Origin of the sequence: Amycolatopsis sp. NPDC023774 (genome assembly GCF_040639695.1) — a bacterium.
In the GTDB taxonomy this organism is placed as follows: Bacteria; Actinomycetota; Actinomycetes; order Mycobacteriales; family Pseudonocardiaceae; genus Amycolatopsis.
Genome location: NZ_JBFAAJ010000002.1, coordinates 668,656 through 684,644 on the forward strand (window position 1 = coordinate 668,656; position 15,989 = coordinate 684,644).

Sequence of the window (15,989 nt, forward strand, 5' to 3'; positions counted from 1 at the left end):
GGTGGACAAGTCGACAACTCAGGAGAGGTCGCGCCGGCGGCTGTCCTCGCGGGCGGCGCGGTCGGCGTCGTCGGCGCCGCAGTCGGCCGGCACGCTTCCGTCGCGGGGCGAGGCGGGCGGGAAAGTGATGCCGGACAACGGCCTGGTCTCGGGGGTGCGCTTCCCGGCCGCGGCCAGCCAGTCTTCGTGGGTCAGATTCGCCACCGGTCCACCGCCTCCTCGTCGAGTTCGACGCCGAGCCCGGGCCGCCGCGGCACGGTGAGCTCGCCGCCCGGGGTGATCGTCAGGGGTGCGGCCAGCATGAAGTCGCGTCGTTCCGGAGTCCAGCCGGGTGGGTCGTACGGGAACTCCAGGTACGGGCCGGCGCCGACGCCCGCGGCCAGCGCGAGGTTCGCGAGCAGGCCGATGCCGTTGGTCCAGCTGTGCGGGGTGAACGCGCGGTGCTTCAGCTGCGCCACCTCGGCGAGGGTGCGGGCGCGGTGCATTCCCACCGCGAGCACGGCGTCCATTTGGTAGACATCGAGCACGTCTTGTTCGAGATAGCGCAGCAAATCCGGCACGGAGTGATGCATTTCCCCCGCGGCGATGCGAAGCCCGGGGTTTTCCGAACGCAGCGTGCGAAAACCTTCGACATCGGCGTAGGGCAACGGTTCTTCGACCCAGCACACCTCGAGCTCGGCGAGGCGGCGCACGAGCCGGCGGGTCGCGGCGAGGTCGGTGGCGGGCGCGGTGTCGCCGGCCATGCGCCAGGACTGGTTGAGATCCACCATGATGTGGAAATTCGAACCGAGCGCTTCACGCACGGCGGCGACGGTCTCGACGCCCTCGTCAGCGCGGTCGCGGTCGACGCGGATTTTCAGTGCGCGGAAGCCTTCTTCGCAAGCCTGCTGCGCTGCCTCGACGCGTTCGGCCGGCGGCTTGAGCTCCGCCGAGGAAGCGTAAACGGGCAGCGACTGCGCGGAGTTCCCGAAGAGCGTGGCGACGGGGAGGCCCGAGACCTGGCCGATGACGTCCCAGAGCGCGGCTTCGAGCGGCCAGTAGCGGCCGCCGTGGAAGTTGGCCGTCTCGATGGCTTTGACGTGGCGGACGATGTCCAGCGGGTCGGTGCCGACGAACAGGTGCTCCACGGCCTCGAAGCCCGCCATCGTGTCGCCGGAGCCGATGCCGGTGACGCCTTCGTCGGTGTGGACGCGCACGATCGTGGCGTCGAAGTGCCGCCGTGGCTCGGGGTCCCACGCCGCGTGCAGCGGGGGGTCGAGCGGCAGGCGCAGGTGGTCGAGCGCGATCGCGGTGATCTTCATCGGCTTCGACGCTACGAGCGCGCCGGGCGGGCCGACAAGGGTGCGCGGGACATCGCGACCTGTGTTGCGCTCAGGCCAACTCGGTCTAGGGTTCGGCCATGACGGTGTCCGGGCACGGCCTGCGCCGCGACCTCGACCTGCTCGAGGCCCTGGCCTCGGCCGAGGCCCAGCGCGCGGGCGGCCTCGGCGTGGTGCGGCTGGCCGCGCTGACCGGGCGCGAGAAGAGCCAGGTGAGCCGCGCGCTGAAGGCGCTGGCGCTGGAGGGCGTGGTCGAGCGCGACCCCGACACCCTCCGCTACCGGATGGGCCGAAGACTGTTTTCGCTGGTGGCGCGCAGTGCGGAGGACCGGCTGGTGCGCGCCGCGGAGCCCGTGATGCACGCGCTGTCGGCGGACCTCGAGGAGACGAGCCACCTGTGCGTGCTGCGCGACCGCGTGGTGCTGACGCTGCTTTCGGTCTCGGGGCACTCGTTCCGCGTCCATGAATGGGAGGGCCGCGGCGTGCCGGCCGACCGCACCTCCGCCGGGCGCGTGCTGCTGTTCGACGCCACGCCTGACGAGCTCTACGTGCGGTTCCCCGGCCATCCCGCGCTTCCCACGTTGTGGACCACCATCCGGGCCGCCCGTGACAAGGGGTTTGCCCGGGTGGTGGAGGAGTTCGAGCCGGGATTGTCCGGCGTGTCGGCTCCGGTGCGGGACTTCCGGGGGCGCGTGGTGGCGGCGCTGAACATTTCGGCACCGCACGCCCGGATCGGCTCCCGGCTGGAGGAAGCGGGGCGCCGGACGGTTGCGGCGGCGGATGTGGTGTCGGCGCATCTGGGGTGGGAGCCGGAGCCACCGCCGGGGCGGATGACCTGAGGGGTGCCGAGTCCGTTGTGGACTCGGCACACCCCGGTGCCGGTCAGTCTTCGGTGTCGTCCTGGTCTTCGGCGAGGAGGGCGTAGAGGCGGCGGCGCGCGTCGGCCAGGATTTTACCCATGGCGCTCACCTGGGCGTCCGTGCCGGCGTAGGCGACTTGACCCGCGGCGGACGAGAGGTCGCCGAGGTGCCGGTGCAGGGCGGTGAAGCGGTCGGAGTCCGGACCGCCGTCGGAGGTGTGGGACTCCCACAGGGCCGCGAACTCGTCTTCGCGGCCGACGATGTGCTCGCGGCCCGCGTCGGTGAGCTGGGCGACGCGGCGGCCACCGTTTTCGACGGTGCGCACGAGGCCCTCGTCCTCCAGCTGCTGCAGGATCGGGTAGATCGAGCCGGGACTGGGGCGCCACTCCTCGTCGGTGCGGCGGCGGATCTCCTGCATGATCTGGTAGCCGTGCATCGGGCTCTCGGCGAGCAGGGCGAGCACCGCGGGGCGGACGGGACGCACCGGGCCACGGGCGTTTCGGCCCCACTGCCCGCGGCCGCGAGGCCAGCCGCGTGGACCGCCCGGGCCGCCGGGGAAGCCACCGAACTCCGGGAAGCCGGGGAAACCCGGGCCGGGCGGCACCGGCGGTGGGGGCGGCGGGGGCGGGAACCCGCCCGGGCCGCGGGCGGAGTCGGGGGCGAAACCGAACGGCTCGTGCGAGGCGCCGAAGGGGCCCGGGCCGTGGTGATCGCCGGGGCCGCCGGGCCACGGGCCGGAGTGGCCGGGCCCCCGGCGCTCGCCCGGATCGCCGGGCCCCGGGCCGAGACCAGGGCCGTGGCCCCGCACGAGGTGCTCGCCCGGATCGCCGGGCCACGAGTGATGGTGCCCCGGGCCGTGGTGTTCGTAACCGAAGGGCTCGCTGCCGGCCGGGCCGCCGTGGGGGTACCGGGGGTGGTGGAAACCGAAGCCGCCTCGCTGGTCGCCGAAGTGCTCCGGACCGCCGAAGCCGCGGAAGATGTGGTTGCTGCCTGCCGTCTCGCTCATGAGTGTCTCCTCGGATTGCTCTATCGCCGACATGACGACGATATATCGCCGATCTTCCGATGGCAATCCCGCAGGTCACCACCATTTCCGCAGCACCAGGCCGGGCGGCTCAGCCGCCGGCCGACGAGCCGGACGGGCTCGCCGGCCAGGCCGGGCCCGTGAACTACGGCACGCTGGTCGCAGGTGCGGTGGTTGCCGCCTCTCCGCCGAAGCGGATGGACTTGGCTTCCTTGCCCACGGCGGTCAGCACGGCGACGCAGACGAGCGCCGGGATGACTGTCCACAAGAGAGCGGCCGAGTAGCCCTGCGACTGCGCGATGGCCTCCTGGATCGGCAGGTTCAGCGCCGCCAGCAGGTTGCCCAGCTGGTAGGTGACACCGGGGTAGAAGCCGCGGATCGCGTCGGGCGACATCTCCGTGAGGTGGGCCGGGATGACACCCCAGGCGCCCTGCACCATGATCTGCATGAGGAACGACCCGAGCGCCAGCATGCCCGCGCCGTGGTCGAACGCGAAGATCGGGATGATCGGCAGGCCCAGCACGGCGGCGCTGACGATCGTCACGCGCCGCCCGAAGCGTTCGGACAGGGCGCCGAACGTGAGGCCACCGATGATCGCGCCGATGTTGTAGATCACGGCGATCCACGTGCTCGTCGACGCGCTCAGGCCGGCGCCGCCGTGTTCGGTGGACTTGAGGAACGTCGGGTAGACGTCCTGCGTGCCGTGGCTGAGCCAGTTGAACGCCGTCATCAGCACGATCAGGTACACGAACCGGCGGATCACCTTGGCGTTGAGCAGCACGTCCTTGACCGACGTTCGCGTGACCCGCATCTTCTCCTGCGCGGCCACCCACACCTCGGATTCCTTGACGCGCGCGCGGATCAGCAGGCTGATGAGCGCCGGGAACACGCTCAGCACGAAGATCCAGCGCCAGTCCAGGTCGAGCGCGGTGTGGAACAGCAGGTACGCCAGCGCGGCCACCAGGTAGCCGCTCGAGTAGCCGGCCTGCAGCACCCCCGAGAAGAACCCGCGACGCTGCACCGGAATCTTCTCCATGGCCAGCGCCGCGCCCAGACCCCACTCGCCGCCCATGCCGATGCCGTAAACGAACCGCAGGATCAGCAACACGGTGAAGTTCGGCGCCACCGCGCAGAGCACGCCGGCGACGGAATACAGCACCACGTCGACCATCAACGGGACCCGTCGGCCGACGCGGTCCGCCCACAGCCCGAACACCAACGCCCCCACCGGCCGCATCACGAGCGTCGCCGTGGTGATGAACGCGAGCTGCGTCGCGGTCGCGCCGAAGGACTTGTCCTTGGCGATGTCCGCCAGGATGAACACGACCAGGAAGTAGTCGAATGCGTCCATGGTCCAGCCGAGCCAGGCGGCGATGAACGCGTTGCGCTGGTCCGAGGTGAGTTCGGGTTTCTTGCCCGCCGTGGCATCCGGCACCGGAGTCCCCCTGCTCGTTGGTGAGTTTCGAGGTGTCGCCGGTTTGGTTTACACCTGAGTGAGTGACCGGGCAACCGATGCGGTTTGGCGGTTTTGGTGTCATTCAACGGTTTTGCGCGGATTCCGGCGCGGCCGGAACAGGGCTTGCGACGACCAAGAAGGTGCTCCGCACAGGGGGACGGGTAAGTGTTCAGAGAGAAACCTGCGAGCTCACGTGCTCCCCGACGTCGCGGGCCCACGTGCGAATCCGCGCCCAGTCACGAAAATCGCCGACGCGGGACCCTCGCGCCATCAGCCGTGGCAGAACCCCCCGGACGAGCGCGGGGTCCAACCGCCCACCGAAGGTCGTGGTGCGTTCCGCGTCGATGCTCGCCGCCAGGAGGGCCACGGACGCGGGAAGGTTCACGTGCACCAGGGAAGCACCCGGGCCGCACGGGCCACTGTGGAAGAGCCACACCTGACGCTCGCGCAGGGCCGCCACGTTGCGCTCCAGCAGGCGGACCGCCGACGGGCGCCAGCGCGAATAGTACAGCGCGCTGCCGACGATCACGGTCGTGTAAGCGGCCACGTCGGCGACGTCGGCCGCGTCCCGGGTGTCCACGGTGTGGCCGAGGGCGCGCAGTTCTTCCGAGACCACCTCGGCGATCTCGCGGGTGCCGCCGGTCTTGCCTGCGTGTGCGACGAGCACTGCGGTCATGACCCCATTGTCCGCCTTCGGTGAACCGTCGGCGCCCCCAGTTCGCCGGGATCCGCCGAACGGCTGTTCTCATTGGCCGGGCAGGAGGAACGCCGGACGCGTCTCGGGGTCCGGCTCGTCGTAGTAGCGGTGGAAAACCGGGCTCTGCGCGCCGGAAAGCGGTGGCACGAGCCAGCTCCAGTCGGCGGGGCACGAGCGGCCCGCTCGCTCCTCGCGTTCGAGGTGCGTGAGGAATCGCTGCGACTCCGAGTGGTGATCGGCGATGGTGACGCCCGCGTGGTCGAACGAGTGCTGCACGGCCAACGTCAGCTCCACCAGCGCCCGGTCGCGCCAGAGCGTTCGGTCGTCGTCCGTGGACAGTCCCATCAGGCCGGCGATGACGGGCAGCAGGTTGTATCGCGTGACGTCGGCGAGGTTGCGCGCGCCGATCTCCGTGGCCATGTACCAGCCGTTGAACGGCGCCGCGGAGTAGCGCACACCGCCGATCTCCAGCGGCATGTCGCTGATGGCCGGCACGGCGGGCCAGCGCAGGCCGAGGCCGGCGAACCAGCGGTGGTCCGGGTGCGTCAGCGGTACCTCCAGCACGGCGTCGGCGGGCAGTCCGAACAGCTGCCGCGAACCCGGTTCCGCCTCGACGAGCAGCGGCAGCACGTCGAACGAACCGCGCCGCTCGGGGGCGCGCCAGCCCAGTTCGCGCACGGTGTCGGTGAACCCGACGTACTGCGGATCCCCCAGCACTGAGCCGTCTTCGAGGCGGTAGCCGGCGTAGCGGACCAGCTGGTCGTTGTGGATGCGCGGGCCCGGCGTCGTGGGGTTGTCCGGTGCGAACACCGTGAGCGTGGGCCGGATCCGGCCGCCGCGGGTCGCTTCGCGCAGGTGCGCGACGCATTCGGCGGCGACCCCCGCGGCGTCGCGGACGTCGCGACGGTCGCGCACGTGCAGGCCGCGCCAGTAGAGCCGGCCGATGCAGCGCGCGGAGTTGCGCCACGCCACGCGCGCGCCGTGGGCCAGTTCGGCGTAGGTGTGCCGGTAGCAACCGGTTTCCGCGATCTCCTCCTTGATCTGCGCCAGCCGCTCGTCGACCCGCAGGCCGGGCACGGCGGCTTCCGCGTGGCAGAGCCGGATGAATTCCTCGGCTTCGCCGTATTCGACGGTTGCCACCCCTTCGGGCGGTAACGATGCGCCGAGATTCGCTCGCATGGACGCAACGGTCACCGGGCTACTCCACTCGCAGAAAACACAACCCGCGACACGCAGGGACGACCCACGGTTCCTCCGTCATTCGGTGCTGATTCGAGTCGGCAGCGCAAAACCCCGTAGCCCCAAGGGTTCGCCAGGGTGGGGAGCGTACCCGAAGCGGCGTTCCAGGCAACCGCCGAATGTGTCGGACACCGGCCCGGAAATGCGAACTTCGCAGGTGGAACGCGGCGTTGCGGGCGCCGAATCAATTGCGCCACCTCGACCTTGCACAATGTGCCCGGAAATTGATCACGACCTGGAAGCGGTTCCGTGATCACTTGGCGGTAAGGTCTTCGCGACGAGGAGGAGGGGTGCGATCGTGGCCAGGCAGCGGATCCCGGTGGTCCTCGTCACGGGGTTCCTCGGCTCGGGCAAGACCACGATGCTCAACCACCTGCTCGCCAACCGCCAGGGCGCTCGTGTCGGCGTGGTCGTCAACGACTTCGGCAGCGTGAACATCGACGCGCTCGCGGTGTCCGGCCAGGTCGACACGATGGTCTCGCTCGGCAACGGCTGCCTTTGTTGCGCCGTCGACGCGAGCGGGCTCGACGCGATGCTCGGGCGGCTGTCGGGCCCCGAAACCGGCATCGACGTGATCGTGGTCGAGGCCAGCGGCATCGCCGAGCCGCGCGACCTGCTGCGGCTGATGATCGCCAGCGAGAACCCCGACATCCGCTACGGCGGTCTCGCCGAGGTCGTCGACGCCGCGGAGTTCGAGAGCACCCGCGAACGCCACCCCGAGCTGGCCGACCACCTGCGCATCGCCGACCTGGTTGTGGTCAACAAGGCCGACCGCGTCACGTCCGATGAGCTCGCCGAGCTGACCGCGACCGTCGAGGAGTTCGCACCGGGGGTGCCGGTGCTGGTGACCGACCACGGCCGCGTGGACCCGGAGCTGTTCTTCGACCCGAAACCCCGCGAACGCTTCGGCCAGCTGTCCTTCGACGATCTGCGCGAACACGACCACGACCATTCGCAGCACCTCCACGCGGCCTACGAGAGCGTCACCTTCACCGCCGACCACCCGCTGTCGCCGCGGCGGCTGCTGGCGTTCCTGGAACAGCGCCCGGCCGGTCTCTACCGCGTGAAGGGGCACGTGGACCTGGGGCCGCGCTCGCGGTTCGGGCTGCACACCGTGGGCGCGTTCATCCAGCTCGACCGCTCCCCGTGGCCCGCCGGACGCCCGCGCCGCACCGAGCTCGTGCTCATCGGCGCCGGCCTCGACGCCGACGACGTCACGCGGCGCCTCACCGAATGCGTGGCGGACGACGACGAGATCGACGAACGCGGCTTGCTGCGAATCCTGCGCTACCTCGACGAACCGAGCTCTGACCAGGGAGAACAGTCCGCGCAGGACTGAGCGCGCCACGCCGAACACCACCAAACGCACGGATTCGCGCGCACTGCGACGCAAGATGACTGTGGCGAAGGAATGAAGCTGAACCGGCCTCCCAGGAGGACAGTTCCATGGCGACAATCCCCAGAGTCCACACCGCGACGCGCTGGTACCTCGTCGGCGCCCTGCCCGACGACGCGCCCGTCGCCCACCTCATGACCCGTGCCGGCGACCTGCGCTACCGGCGCTCCGTCTGCGGCGACCGCGAATCCCGCACGTGGACGCCGGTCGACCTCACGGCCCCGGGCACCGGCGACGTCACCCCGTGCCCCGCGTGCGCCGCGACGCTGTCGGGGGCGCAGGCGGGAAGCTCGGACGGGGACGGTCAGCTGACGTTCGACCTGCCGTTCGAGTGAGCCACCTGATCTTCGGCGTAGCAGACTCTCCGGGTCGTTCTGGTGCGGCGGGGCGCGGGGATCCGCCGGTCGCCCTCGCGCTGGTACCGGCGCCTGGCCTCGTGCTGCCGCACGCCGGTCTCGAGCCGCACCCCGACCGCGCCGAACTCGCGCGACACGTGCTCGGCGGCGGCCACGAGGGCGGTAGCGGGGTGCCCGGCGCAGCACCCCAGCGGCCGGCCGTAGCCGGTGATGAACTCGGCTGTCATCGCGTCGAGCAACGCGCGCAGAGCGGGATCGGATTCGTGGCGCGTGGCTGGATGACGAAGGGCACCCGGCTCAGCTCTTCTTCGCGCGGCTCGGCGCCACGCGCGGGGGCTCGCCCGGCATCTTCGGGTACACCGGCGGCCAAGGGGCGTCCATGAGGCCCGAAGCGAGGTCCGAGCGGGACAGCTCCAGCAACGGCTCGATCGACTGCGGCCGGTCGTTCGCGCCGGCCCAGGGGTCGCCGTGTTCGGCGACGAGGGCGGGTACGGAAGACAGGGTGAGCGTGTCCGGGGCGACTGTGGCGAGGTCCGCCCACGAGATCGGCGTGGAGACCTGGCCGCCGACCCGAGGACGCACGCACCACGCGCCGAAAACCGTCTTGTGCGGGGCGTTCTGGTTGAAGTCGACGAAGACGCGCGTGCCGCGTTCTTCCTTCCACCACTGGGCCGTGATGAGGTCCGGGTGGCGGCGTTCGAGGGCCCGCGCGAGGGCGACCGCGGCGGCGCGCACCTGGTAGCCGTCCCAGCGGGGTTCGAGGATGGCGTAGAGGTGCAGGCCGCGCGAGCCGGAGGTCTTCACGTGGACCTCGATGCCCAGCTCGGTCAGGAACTCCCGGACGAGCACCGCCGCGTCGCGCAGCTGCGGGAACCCGATGCCGGGCGACGGGTCGAGGTCGATGCGCAGCTCGTCGGCGATGTCGAGGGACGCGGCGCGGTTGGGCCACACGTGGAAGCCGAGACAGCCCTGGTTCACGGCCCACAGCACGTGGGCGAGGTCGGCGGCCACGAGGGCGTCGCTGGTGGTGCCGTTGGGCGTGGAGACGACGGTGGTGGTGAGCCACTCGGGCGCGGTCTTGGGCACGCGCTTCTGGAACCAGCTCTTGCCGCCGGCACCGTCCGGGTAGCGCTCCAGCAGCAGGGGACGGCCGCCGAGGCGGTCGAGCAGCGGGCCGGCCACGGCCTGGTAGTAGCGCACGAGGTCGAGCTTCGTCTCGCCGCGCTCGGGGAAGTACACCTTGTCCGGGCTGGAGATCGTGAGCTCGACGCCGTCGAGCTCCAGGGCCACGCCGCTCATCTCGCCTCCCCGAACAACGTCGCCAGCTCAGCCGGCGGCGCTTCCTCCAGCTGCGCGTACGTGCACGAAGCCGGGTCACGGTCGGGGCGGAAGCGCACGAGCCGCCCGCCGTGGCGGAACCGGCCGCCCTGCAGGTGCTCGTAGCGCACCTCCGCGACCCACTCGGGCCGCACCGCCTCCCACGACAGGTCCTTCTGCGGTGCCCAGCGGCTGTTCGCGCCGGGCCGGCGGCCGGGCTCGGGCTCGTACTCGGCCCACGTGCGCCAGGGGTGGCCTTCCAGGGCGTTCTCCCGCAACGGCGCCAGCTCGTCGACCAGCTCGCGGCGCCGCTGGGCCGTGAAACTGCTGGCCACACCGACGTGGTGCAGCGCGCCGGCGTCGTCGAACAGGCCCAGCAGCAGCGAGCCGATGCCCTGCCCGTCCTTGTGCCAGCGGAACCCGGCGACGACGCAGTCGGCCGTGCGCTCGTGCTTGACCTTCCACATCACGCGTTTGTCCTGCTCGTACGGCTGGTCGGCGGGTTTGGCCATCACGCCGTCGAAGCCCGCGCCTTCGAAGCGGGTGAACCAGTCCTCGGCCGTGTCCGGATCTGTGGTCAGCGGCGTGAGGTGGACCCGCTGCAGGCCGCCGCTCGGGTTGTCGCCGAACAGGTCTTCGAGCATCCTCCGGCGCGTGCTGAACGGCTCGCCGGTGAGGTCGCGCTCCCCCAGCGCCAGCAGGTCGAACGCGACGAAGCTCGCCGGCGTCTCCTCGGCCAGCTTCCGCACGCGGCTCGCGGCCGGGTGCAGCCGCAGCTGCAGCGACTCGAAGTCCAGGCCCTGCGGCGTGACCAGCACGATCTCGCCGTCAACCACGCACTTCTCCGGCAGTGCGTCGCCCAGCAGCTCGACGAGCTCGGGGAAGTAGCGCGTGAGCGGGCGGTCGTTGCGCGAGCCCAGCTCCACCTCGGCGCCGTCGCGGAAGACGACGCAGCGGAACCCGTCCCACTTGGGCTCGAACCAGAGCCCCTCGGTCCTGGGGACCTCGTGCACGGCCTTGGCGAGCATCGGCCGCACCGGCGGCATCACGGGAAGCTCCACGCGCCGATCCTAGGCCGCGGCGCCACTGACCTCACCGTTTTGACAGAGACCTGACCACGTCAGTGGGTGACGACGCGAGGACGTCCCGGCGGAGACGCTCCTGATCTCGTTCGACCAGCGGACGAAGTTCGACGCCACTCGCGGCGAGCCGCGGCCGTGGCTGGTGGGATCGCCACGAACCTGGTGGCGGGCACCGCCGCAAGGAAGCGCGCCACTACCGGGCTCCGACGCGACCGGGGGCGCACCAGACTGCCGCATGGCGAGCGCGACGTGCTGCTGCTCGTCCACTCGCGCAGCTCGACGGAGCCCCATCAAAAGCGGCCTCGGTGGCCCAGACCCTCGGCATCTCCTCCGGCACGGTCGGCTCCCGGCTGCGCCGCGCCCGTCAGAAGCTCGCCCGTCAGAAGCTCGCCCCGATCCTCGCCGAGCAGGCGCGTGATGAATGACCTGCAGACGCTCGAAGTGCTACTCGACCCCGGCGACCCCGCCCCTCCGCCGTGGCGCGGAGCCGCCGCCGGGCGCCGGACCGGATCACCGGCAAGCCGGGCCGCAGCATCACCAGCCTTACCGCCAGGCCGGTCCGCGGCCTTCGAGTGGCGTGGCGGGCCGGCGGGGCTGGCGCCATCGCGGCCGTCGCCGTCGCGGTGTTCAGTGCGGCGCAGGCTCCGCCCGCGCCGACGGTCGTCCGGTCCGGACAACAGGTGCTGCTCGCGACGGGCACCTACTGGGACGTGACGATCACCGGGACCGGTTCGGCCGCGGACGGCACCGACTACTGGGGTCAAGCCCGTGGGGCACTGGTGGTTCTGCGGCGCGAAGACCGGCGGGAAGGCGGTGCCCATGATCGGCGCCCGGCCGTTCTCCCTCGTGGCCGTGGACCTGACCTACGCCCAGCTGCGCGCCCTGCACACCGCCCCCACCCGCGCTCAAGGCCTGAATCGCCGAGGCGGAGAAGCACAGCGCCGCGCGGACGAGCGGCGGTCCGTTTACGGCGGCCGACCGGGACCGCACGACGTTCGGGCCGCTGGTCCGCTGGTGTCCACGCTACCGGCGCCCCGGCGGTGCGGGCCGCGGCGTTCCGCGCGATCTCCGAGTACCCGGGCGTCGGCACGCTCGGCGCGGTGCCGGGCGGGCAGACAGGACCTGCCAATCCCGCCGGACGACCTGCGCCTCGTCGTCGACCCCGCCACGCGTCGCGTCGACGCCACGTCCGTCTACGTCCCGCCGGCGGCGCGCAGTACCTCATCGCGCCGCCCGGCACCGCCCGCATCGACGCGGGGTGGACGGACACGCTGCCGGCAGCAGGTCACGGACGGGTGCGGCCGGCCGGGAACACCCGCGCCGGCCCGCCCGCCAGGGCGCGGCAGATGCCGCGCGCAGCCGCCATCACCAAGGGCGCCAACGCTCCCGGCTGCGCGCTGTCGGCACGGACCACAAGGGACACTGCCGCCGCGACCGTGCCGTCGGCGGTGAAGACCGGGGCGCCGACGGAGAGCGCGTCGACGGTGACCTGGCCGTCGCTGACGGAGTAGCCCTGCTTGCGGACGTCGGCGAGCACGCGGCGCAGCCGGGCCGGGTCGCAGACGGTCTTCGCGGTGTAGCTGTGCAGGGGCCCGCCGAGCACTTCCTCCTGCACGGCCGCGGGCGCGTGGGCCAGCAGCACGAGGCCGACACCCGTGGCGTGCAAGGCGAACCGGCCGCCGACACGGGTCCAGACCGGCACGGCGTCGCGCCCGGCGATGCGTTCGACGAACACCACCTCCAGGCCCTCGCGCACGGCGAGCTGCACGTTTTCGTGCGTGACCTCGTACAGGTCCTCCAAGAACGGCATCGCCGCGTCACGCAGGCCGAGCCCGCGCGGGGCGAGCGACGCGACCTCCCACAGCCGCAGCCCGATGCGGTAGCGTCCGGCCGCGTCACGTTCCAGCGCGCCCCATTCGACGAGCTCGGCCGCGCGCCGGTGCGCGGTCGCGAGGGAGACGCCGGAGCGCCGGGCCAGCTCGCTGAGGCTGAGGTCCGAGGCGTCCGGGGTGAAAGCCTCGAGCAGCGCCAGCACCTTGCTGGTCACGGAGGTGCCCGTCGCCGGGGCTCGCCGGGTCATCGCCTCACGCTACCCGCGGAGTCAGAGATCCAGAACCAGTCGCGCGCCGGCGCAGCGCGACACACAGATCATCATCACGTCGCCCGCCTCGCGCTCCGGGCCGGTGAGCACGGAGTCGCGGTGGTCCGGCACCCCGGCCAGCACGCCGGTCTCGCACGTGCCGCACGTCCCTTCCTGGCAGGAGGACAACACGGGCACGCCGGACTCCTCGAGCACCTCCAGGATCGAGCGGTCCGCCGGCACCTCCAACGTCCGCCCCGACTGGGCGAGCTCGACCTCGAAGGCGTCGCGCGGACCGGTGTCGGGCAGCGCCGTGAACCGCTCGACGTGCAGCAACTCGGGCGCACACCGTTGCTCGACGGCCGCCAGCAACGGTTCCGGGCCGCAGCAGTAGACTGCCGCCCCCGGTGCCGCCGCCATCGCCGCGTCGAGGTCAAGCAGCCCGCGTTCGTCCTGCGGCACGAGCTCCACGCGGTCGCCGTAGCGTTCGCGCAGCTCCGCGGCGAAGGCCATCGACGCCCGGGTGCGGCCGCCGTAGAGCAGACGCCACTCGGCCCTCGCCGCCTCGGCTGCGGCGAGCATCGGCACGAGCGGCGTGATGCCGATGCCGCCCGCCACGAACAGGTACCGCGGCGAGGGCACGAGCGCGAAGTGGTTGCGCGGACCGCGCACGCGCAGGCGCTCGCCACCGGTGAGCCCGTGGACGTGCGCCGAGCCCCCGCGTCCGGCCGGCTCGTGCAGCACGGCGACCTGCAGCACCGACCGATCGCCCGGATCACCGCACAGCGAGTACTGGCGCACGAGATCCGGGCCCAGCACCAGGTCCACGTGCGCGCCCGGCTCCCACGCCGGCATCTCCGCGCCGGCCGGGTCGCGCAGGGTCAGCCGGACGACGCCGTCGGCCAGCCGTTCCGGGGCCGCCAGCACCACGTCGAGCTCCAGCTCGGTGGCCAGGACGCTCATCGTCTCCTCCTCCTAGACAGCGGTGGCCACGCGCTCCGGCGGGGCCACCGGTACCGACAGACCGCCGTGCCCGACGGGGTGGGCCAGCAGCCAGTCCCACAGCTCGACCGGATCCTCCGACTCGTGCTCGGCCCCGCAGTGGCACACGCCGACGAGCACGTCCGTGCCGAGCTTCCAGTGGATGCGCACCACGTTCTCGCCCCGCAGCATCGCCACGCGCTCGCTCACGACGGCACGACCTGCGCGCTCTCGCCGGCCGCCAGCTTCTTGAGGATGCGGCGCGCGGCCAGCCCGCCCGTGTCGATGTTGACCGAAAGCTCCTGGTATCCCTCGGGCTCCGCCTGAATGACACGTTCGAGAATGTCGAGGGCCCGCACGTCCTGCAGCACGACCGTGCGGTTGTTCTCCGCGAGGAAATCGGACACCTCGGCGTCGTCGAGGGCGAAATCCCTTGCCACGGCCCAGAAGTCGTGGGTGCTGTGCTCGGTCTCCGGGGTGATCGCGTAGACGACCTCCACGTGGAAGCCGTCGGGGTCGGTGCCGTCCTCGTTCGGCAGCACGCCGACGGGCGCGATGCGGCTGTGCAGCAGGTAGAGGCACGGCGGGTGGTACTCGATGTCCTGCCAGCGCGTGATCCGGCCTTCGATGCCGGTGGACTTCGCGTAGAACGACGGGCATTCGGCGTCGGCCATGTGGCGGCTGACGTAGATGATGCCGCGGTCCTCGTCGACCTCCGTGGTGATCGGCGTGTTCGCGACCTCCGGCGTGCCGATGTAGCCGCCGTGCAGGTAGGTCTCGTGCGAGAGGTCGAGCAGGTTGTCCACGAGCAGCTCGTAGCGCGCGGCGAGTGGTTCCATGCCGCTCACGGTGGTGTAGGCCGGGTCCGCGAGCCACGGCGCGCGTGGGATGGCGGACTCGTCGGCCAGCTCGCGCTCGCCGATCCAGACCCACACGAACGAGTCCTGCTCCACCACCGGGTACGAGGGAACCCTTGCGGTACGGGGAATCCGGGCCTGGCCGGGGACGAACACGCACGAGCCGGCGCTGTCGTAGGTGAAGCCGTGGTAACCGCAGACGATCTTGTCGCCGTCGAGCCGGCTCTCCGAGAGCGGAAAGCGGCGGTGCACGCAGCGGTCGGCCAGAGCGACGACTTCGCCGGACTCGGTGCGGTAGAAGACGATCGGCTCGCCGAGCACGGTCCGGGAGAACAGCTCCCGGCCCACTTCGCGGCCGTATGCGGCGACATACCACTGGTTTCGGGCGAACGCTGCCATCGACGCCTCAGAGCTCCTTCGGTCGGGGTGGGGGTCCGAAGCTCTCACCCGCGGTGCGCAGGGGACCATCCGGGTTTTCATCCACTGAAAGACTCTCCTCGTCACGAAATCACCCCTTCCCACAGCGCGGGGGCGGACGTACAGTCGGCGGCATCGTTATTTCGGGCACCGGAACGTACGGGGACCAAAATGACCACCACCGACACCGAGACCTTCGACGAACTGGGCCCGGAAGCGGGCCTCGGCGAGGTCCTGCTGGCTCTGGGTGGGCGCTTGACCCGGCTCCAGACGGAGCTGCTCGCCGGGCTCGAGCTGCCGCTCACGATCCGGCAGTACCGGATCCTGTCAAGGGTCGGGAGCGGACACACGTCGCTCACGGCGCTGTGCAAGCTCGCGCACCGCAACCCGTCGACGATGTCCGAAAGCGTCGACAAGATGGTGAACCAGGGCTTACTCTCGCGCCGCCCCTCGGCCACGAGCCGGCGCACGATGCAGCTCGAGCTCACCACCAAGGGCGTCAACGCGCGGGACGCAGCCCGGCGCACCCTCGACAAGTTCGCGGCCGAGCTGACCGCGGGCCTCACCCCCGAGGTGCGCGACCAGCTGCTGCCCGCGCTCTCGCAGCTCTACTTCGGCGTCCAGGGCAACCTGGACGACCGGTGACGGAAGAAGACCCAAGGGGGGTCAGCACCACCGCACGACACCGGATCGGAACCGTTTGACGCTGGGCCGTTCGGCCCTGCGCCACGAGGTTTCGAACCGGACGGCTTCGAGCCACCGGCCGACTTCCCTCGGCCTCCGAACCGCGGGCTTTCGAGCCGGGCCGCTTCGGAGTGCAAGGTGCCGGAGGTGCCGAGGCCACCGGGTGGCGGCCGATCGGCTCGACACGGCCGGGACACAGGCCGGCGGCTCACGAGGCCGCCGCC

At 71.5% G+C, this 15,989-nt stretch carries 18 protein-coding genes; 5 read left to right on the plus strand and 13 right to left on the minus strand.

Translation table 11 applies throughout. From position 1 onward, the window contains the following. Positions 1-18 precede the first annotated feature (18 nt). Together AB0F91_RS09295 and AB0F91_RS09300 are read right to left on the minus strand one after the other, a co-directional pair. A complete protein-coding gene (locus AB0F91_RS09295) occupies positions 19-204 on the minus strand; it encodes a hypothetical protein (protein WP_360596194.1) in 186 nt (61 codons plus the stop codon). Then, positions 192-1,301, minus strand: coding sequence for a mandelate racemase/muconate lactonizing enzyme family protein (locus AB0F91_RS09300; protein ID WP_360596195.1), 1,110 nt, complete (start codon positions 1,299-1,301; stop codon positions 192-194). The genes AB0F91_RS09295 and AB0F91_RS09300 overlap by 13 nt, the downstream gene beginning before the upstream one ends. A 98-nt stretch (positions 1,302-1,399) precedes the next feature. Here AB0F91_RS09300 and AB0F91_RS09305 point away from each other — a divergent pair, with 98 nt between their 5' ends. Then, positions 1,400-2,158, plus strand: a complete 759-nt coding sequence (locus AB0F91_RS09305) for an IclR family transcriptional regulator (protein ID WP_360596196.1) — start codon at positions 1,400-1,402, stop codon at positions 2,156-2,158. Between the two features lie 43 nt (positions 2,159-2,201). Here AB0F91_RS09305 and AB0F91_RS09310 read toward each other — a convergent pair whose 3' ends face one another. The 4 genes from AB0F91_RS09310 to AB0F91_RS09325 all read right to left on the minus strand — a co-directional run bounded on the left by AB0F91_RS09310 (position 2,202) and on the right by AB0F91_RS09325 (position 6,535). Beyond that, positions 2,202-3,185, minus strand: a complete 984-nt coding sequence (locus tag AB0F91_RS09310; RefSeq protein ID WP_360596197.1) for a PadR family transcriptional regulator — start codon at positions 3,183-3,185, stop codon at positions 2,202-2,204. A 163-nt stretch (positions 3,186-3,348) separates the two neighbouring features. After that, entirely contained in the window at positions 3,349-4,638 is a 1,290-nt protein-coding gene (locus tag AB0F91_RS09315) for an MFS transporter (protein ID WP_360596198.1), read from the minus strand. Between the two features lie 190 nt (positions 4,639-4,828). Then, a complete protein-coding gene (locus tag AB0F91_RS09320; protein WP_360596200.1) occupies positions 4,829-5,335 on the minus strand; it encodes a flavodoxin domain-containing protein in 507 nt (168 codons plus the stop codon). A gap of 69 nt (positions 5,336-5,404) precedes the next feature. Then, positions 5,405-6,535, minus strand: coding sequence for a nitric oxide synthase oxygenase (locus tag AB0F91_RS09325; protein WP_360596202.1), 1,131 nt, complete (start codon positions 6,533-6,535; stop codon positions 5,405-5,407). A 358-nt stretch (positions 6,536-6,893) separates the two neighbouring features. Here AB0F91_RS09325 and AB0F91_RS09330 point away from each other — a divergent pair, with 358 nt between their 5' ends. Together AB0F91_RS09330 and AB0F91_RS09335 are read left to right on the plus strand one after the other, a co-directional pair. Continuing rightward, a complete protein-coding gene (locus AB0F91_RS09330; protein WP_360596204.1) occupies positions 6,894-7,934 on the plus strand; it encodes a GTP-binding protein in 1,041 nt (346 codons plus the stop codon). A gap of 107 nt (positions 7,935-8,041) precedes the next feature. Further along, positions 8,042-8,326: a hypothetical protein gene (locus tag AB0F91_RS09335; protein ID WP_360596206.1), complete on the plus strand. Its 285-nt coding sequence runs from the start codon at positions 8,042-8,044 to the stop codon at positions 8,324-8,326. Here AB0F91_RS09335 and AB0F91_RS09340 read toward each other — a convergent pair. From AB0F91_RS09340 to AB0F91_RS09350, 3 genes are all read right to left on the minus strand, one after another. After that, a complete protein-coding gene (locus AB0F91_RS09340; protein ID WP_360596207.1) occupies positions 8,296-8,574 on the minus strand; it encodes a hypothetical protein in 279 nt (92 codons plus the stop codon). The two genes, AB0F91_RS09335 and AB0F91_RS09340, sit on opposite strands and share 31 nt — an antisense overlap. A gap of 70 nt (positions 8,575-8,644) precedes the next feature. Then, a complete protein-coding gene (gene ligD / locus AB0F91_RS09345) occupies positions 8,645-9,646 on the minus strand; it encodes a non-homologous end-joining DNA ligase (protein WP_360596209.1) in 1,002 nt (333 codons plus the stop codon). Next, positions 9,643-10,725 carry an ATP-dependent DNA ligase gene (locus tag AB0F91_RS09350; RefSeq protein ID WP_360596210.1) on the minus strand — a complete coding sequence of 361 codons (1,083 nt, stop codon included), beginning with the start codon at positions 10,723-10,725 and terminating at the stop codon, positions 9,643-9,645. Before AB0F91_RS09350 ends, ligD begins: the two co-directional genes overlap by 4 nt. 326 nt (positions 10,726-11,051) lie before the next feature. Between AB0F91_RS09350 and AB0F91_RS09355 the strand changes: the two genes are divergently transcribed. Beyond that, complete coding sequence (locus AB0F91_RS09355; RefSeq protein ID WP_360596212.1) at positions 11,052-11,171, plus strand: sigma factor-like helix-turn-helix DNA-binding protein; 120 nt, start codon at positions 11,052-11,054, stop codon at positions 11,169-11,171. 860 nt (positions 11,172-12,031) lie between these two features. Here the strand turns inward: AB0F91_RS09355 and AB0F91_RS09360 are convergent. From AB0F91_RS09360 to AB0F91_RS09375, 4 genes are read right to left on the minus strand one after another with little or no spacing between them, the layout of a single operon-like run. Beyond that, a complete protein-coding gene (locus AB0F91_RS09360) occupies positions 12,032-12,826 on the minus strand; it encodes an IclR family transcriptional regulator (RefSeq protein WP_360596213.1) in 795 nt (264 codons plus the stop codon). A gap of 21 nt (positions 12,827-12,847) precedes the next feature. After that, positions 12,848-13,789, minus strand: coding sequence for a PDR/VanB family oxidoreductase (locus AB0F91_RS09365; RefSeq protein WP_360596215.1), 942 nt, complete (start codon positions 13,787-13,789; stop codon positions 12,848-12,850). Positions 13,790-13,801: 12 nt separating this feature from the next. Then, positions 13,802-14,017, minus strand: coding sequence for a hypothetical protein (locus AB0F91_RS09370; RefSeq protein ID WP_360596217.1), 216 nt, complete (start codon positions 14,015-14,017; stop codon positions 13,802-13,804). Continuing rightward, positions 14,014-15,063: an aromatic ring-hydroxylating dioxygenase subunit alpha gene (locus AB0F91_RS09375; protein ID WP_360596218.1), complete on the minus strand. Its 1,050-nt coding sequence runs from the start codon at positions 15,061-15,063 to the stop codon at positions 14,014-14,016. The genes AB0F91_RS09370 and AB0F91_RS09375 overlap by 4 nt, the downstream gene beginning before the upstream one ends. A gap of 189 nt (positions 15,064-15,252) precedes the next feature. Between AB0F91_RS09375 and AB0F91_RS09380 the strand changes: the two genes are divergently transcribed. Continuing rightward, positions 15,253-15,726, plus strand: a complete 474-nt coding sequence (locus AB0F91_RS09380) for a MarR family winged helix-turn-helix transcriptional regulator (protein WP_360596220.1) — start codon at positions 15,253-15,255, stop codon at positions 15,724-15,726. The last annotated feature ends 263 nt before the right edge of the window (positions 15,727-15,989 follow it).

Bases quoted from the DNA above. Each gene is read 5' to 3' on its own strand.
- AB0F91_RS09335 (WP_360596206.1), top strand. From the start codon at position 8,042: ATGGCGACAATCCCCAGAGTCCACACCGCGACGCGCTGGTACCTCGTC.
- AB0F91_RS09305 (WP_360596196.1), top strand. From the start codon at position 1,400: ATGACGGTGTCCGGGCACGGCCTGCGCCGCGACCTCGACCTGCTCGAG.
- AB0F91_RS09320 (WP_360596200.1), bottom strand. From the start codon at position 5,335: ATGACCGCAGTGCTCGTCGCACACGCAGGCAAGACCGGCGGCACCCGC.
- AB0F91_RS09300 (WP_360596195.1), bottom strand. From the start codon at position 1,301: ATGAAGATCACCGCGATCGCGCTCGACCACCTGCGCCTGCCGCTCGAC.
- AB0F91_RS09375 (WP_360596218.1), bottom strand. From the start codon at position 15,063: ATGGCAGCGTTCGCCCGAAACCAGTGGTATGTCGCCGCATACGGCCGC.
- AB0F91_RS09380 (WP_360596220.1), top strand. From the start codon at position 15,253: ATGACCACCACCGACACCGAGACCTTCGACGAACTGGGCCCGGAAGCG.
- AB0F91_RS09365 (WP_360596215.1), bottom strand. From the start codon at position 13,789: ATGAGCGTCCTGGCCACCGAGCTGGAGCTCGACGTGGTGCTGGCGGCC.
- AB0F91_RS09360 (WP_360596213.1), bottom strand. From the start codon at position 12,826: ATGACCCGGCGAGCCCCGGCGACGGGCACCTCCGTGACCAGCAAGGTG.
- AB0F91_RS09310 (WP_360596197.1), bottom strand. From the start codon at position 3,185: ATGAGCGAGACGGCAGGCAGCAACCACATCTTCCGCGGCTTCGGCGGT.
- ligD (WP_360596209.1), bottom strand. From the start codon at position 9,646: ATGAGCGGCGTGGCCCTGGAGCTCGACGGCGTCGAGCTCACGATCTCC.
- AB0F91_RS09340 (WP_360596207.1), bottom strand. From the start codon at position 8,574: ATGACAGCCGAGTTCATCACCGGCTACGGCCGGCCGCTGGGGTGCTGC.
- AB0F91_RS09325 (WP_360596202.1), bottom strand. From the start codon at position 6,535: ATGCGAGCGAATCTCGGCGCATCGTTACCGCCCGAAGGGGTGGCAACC.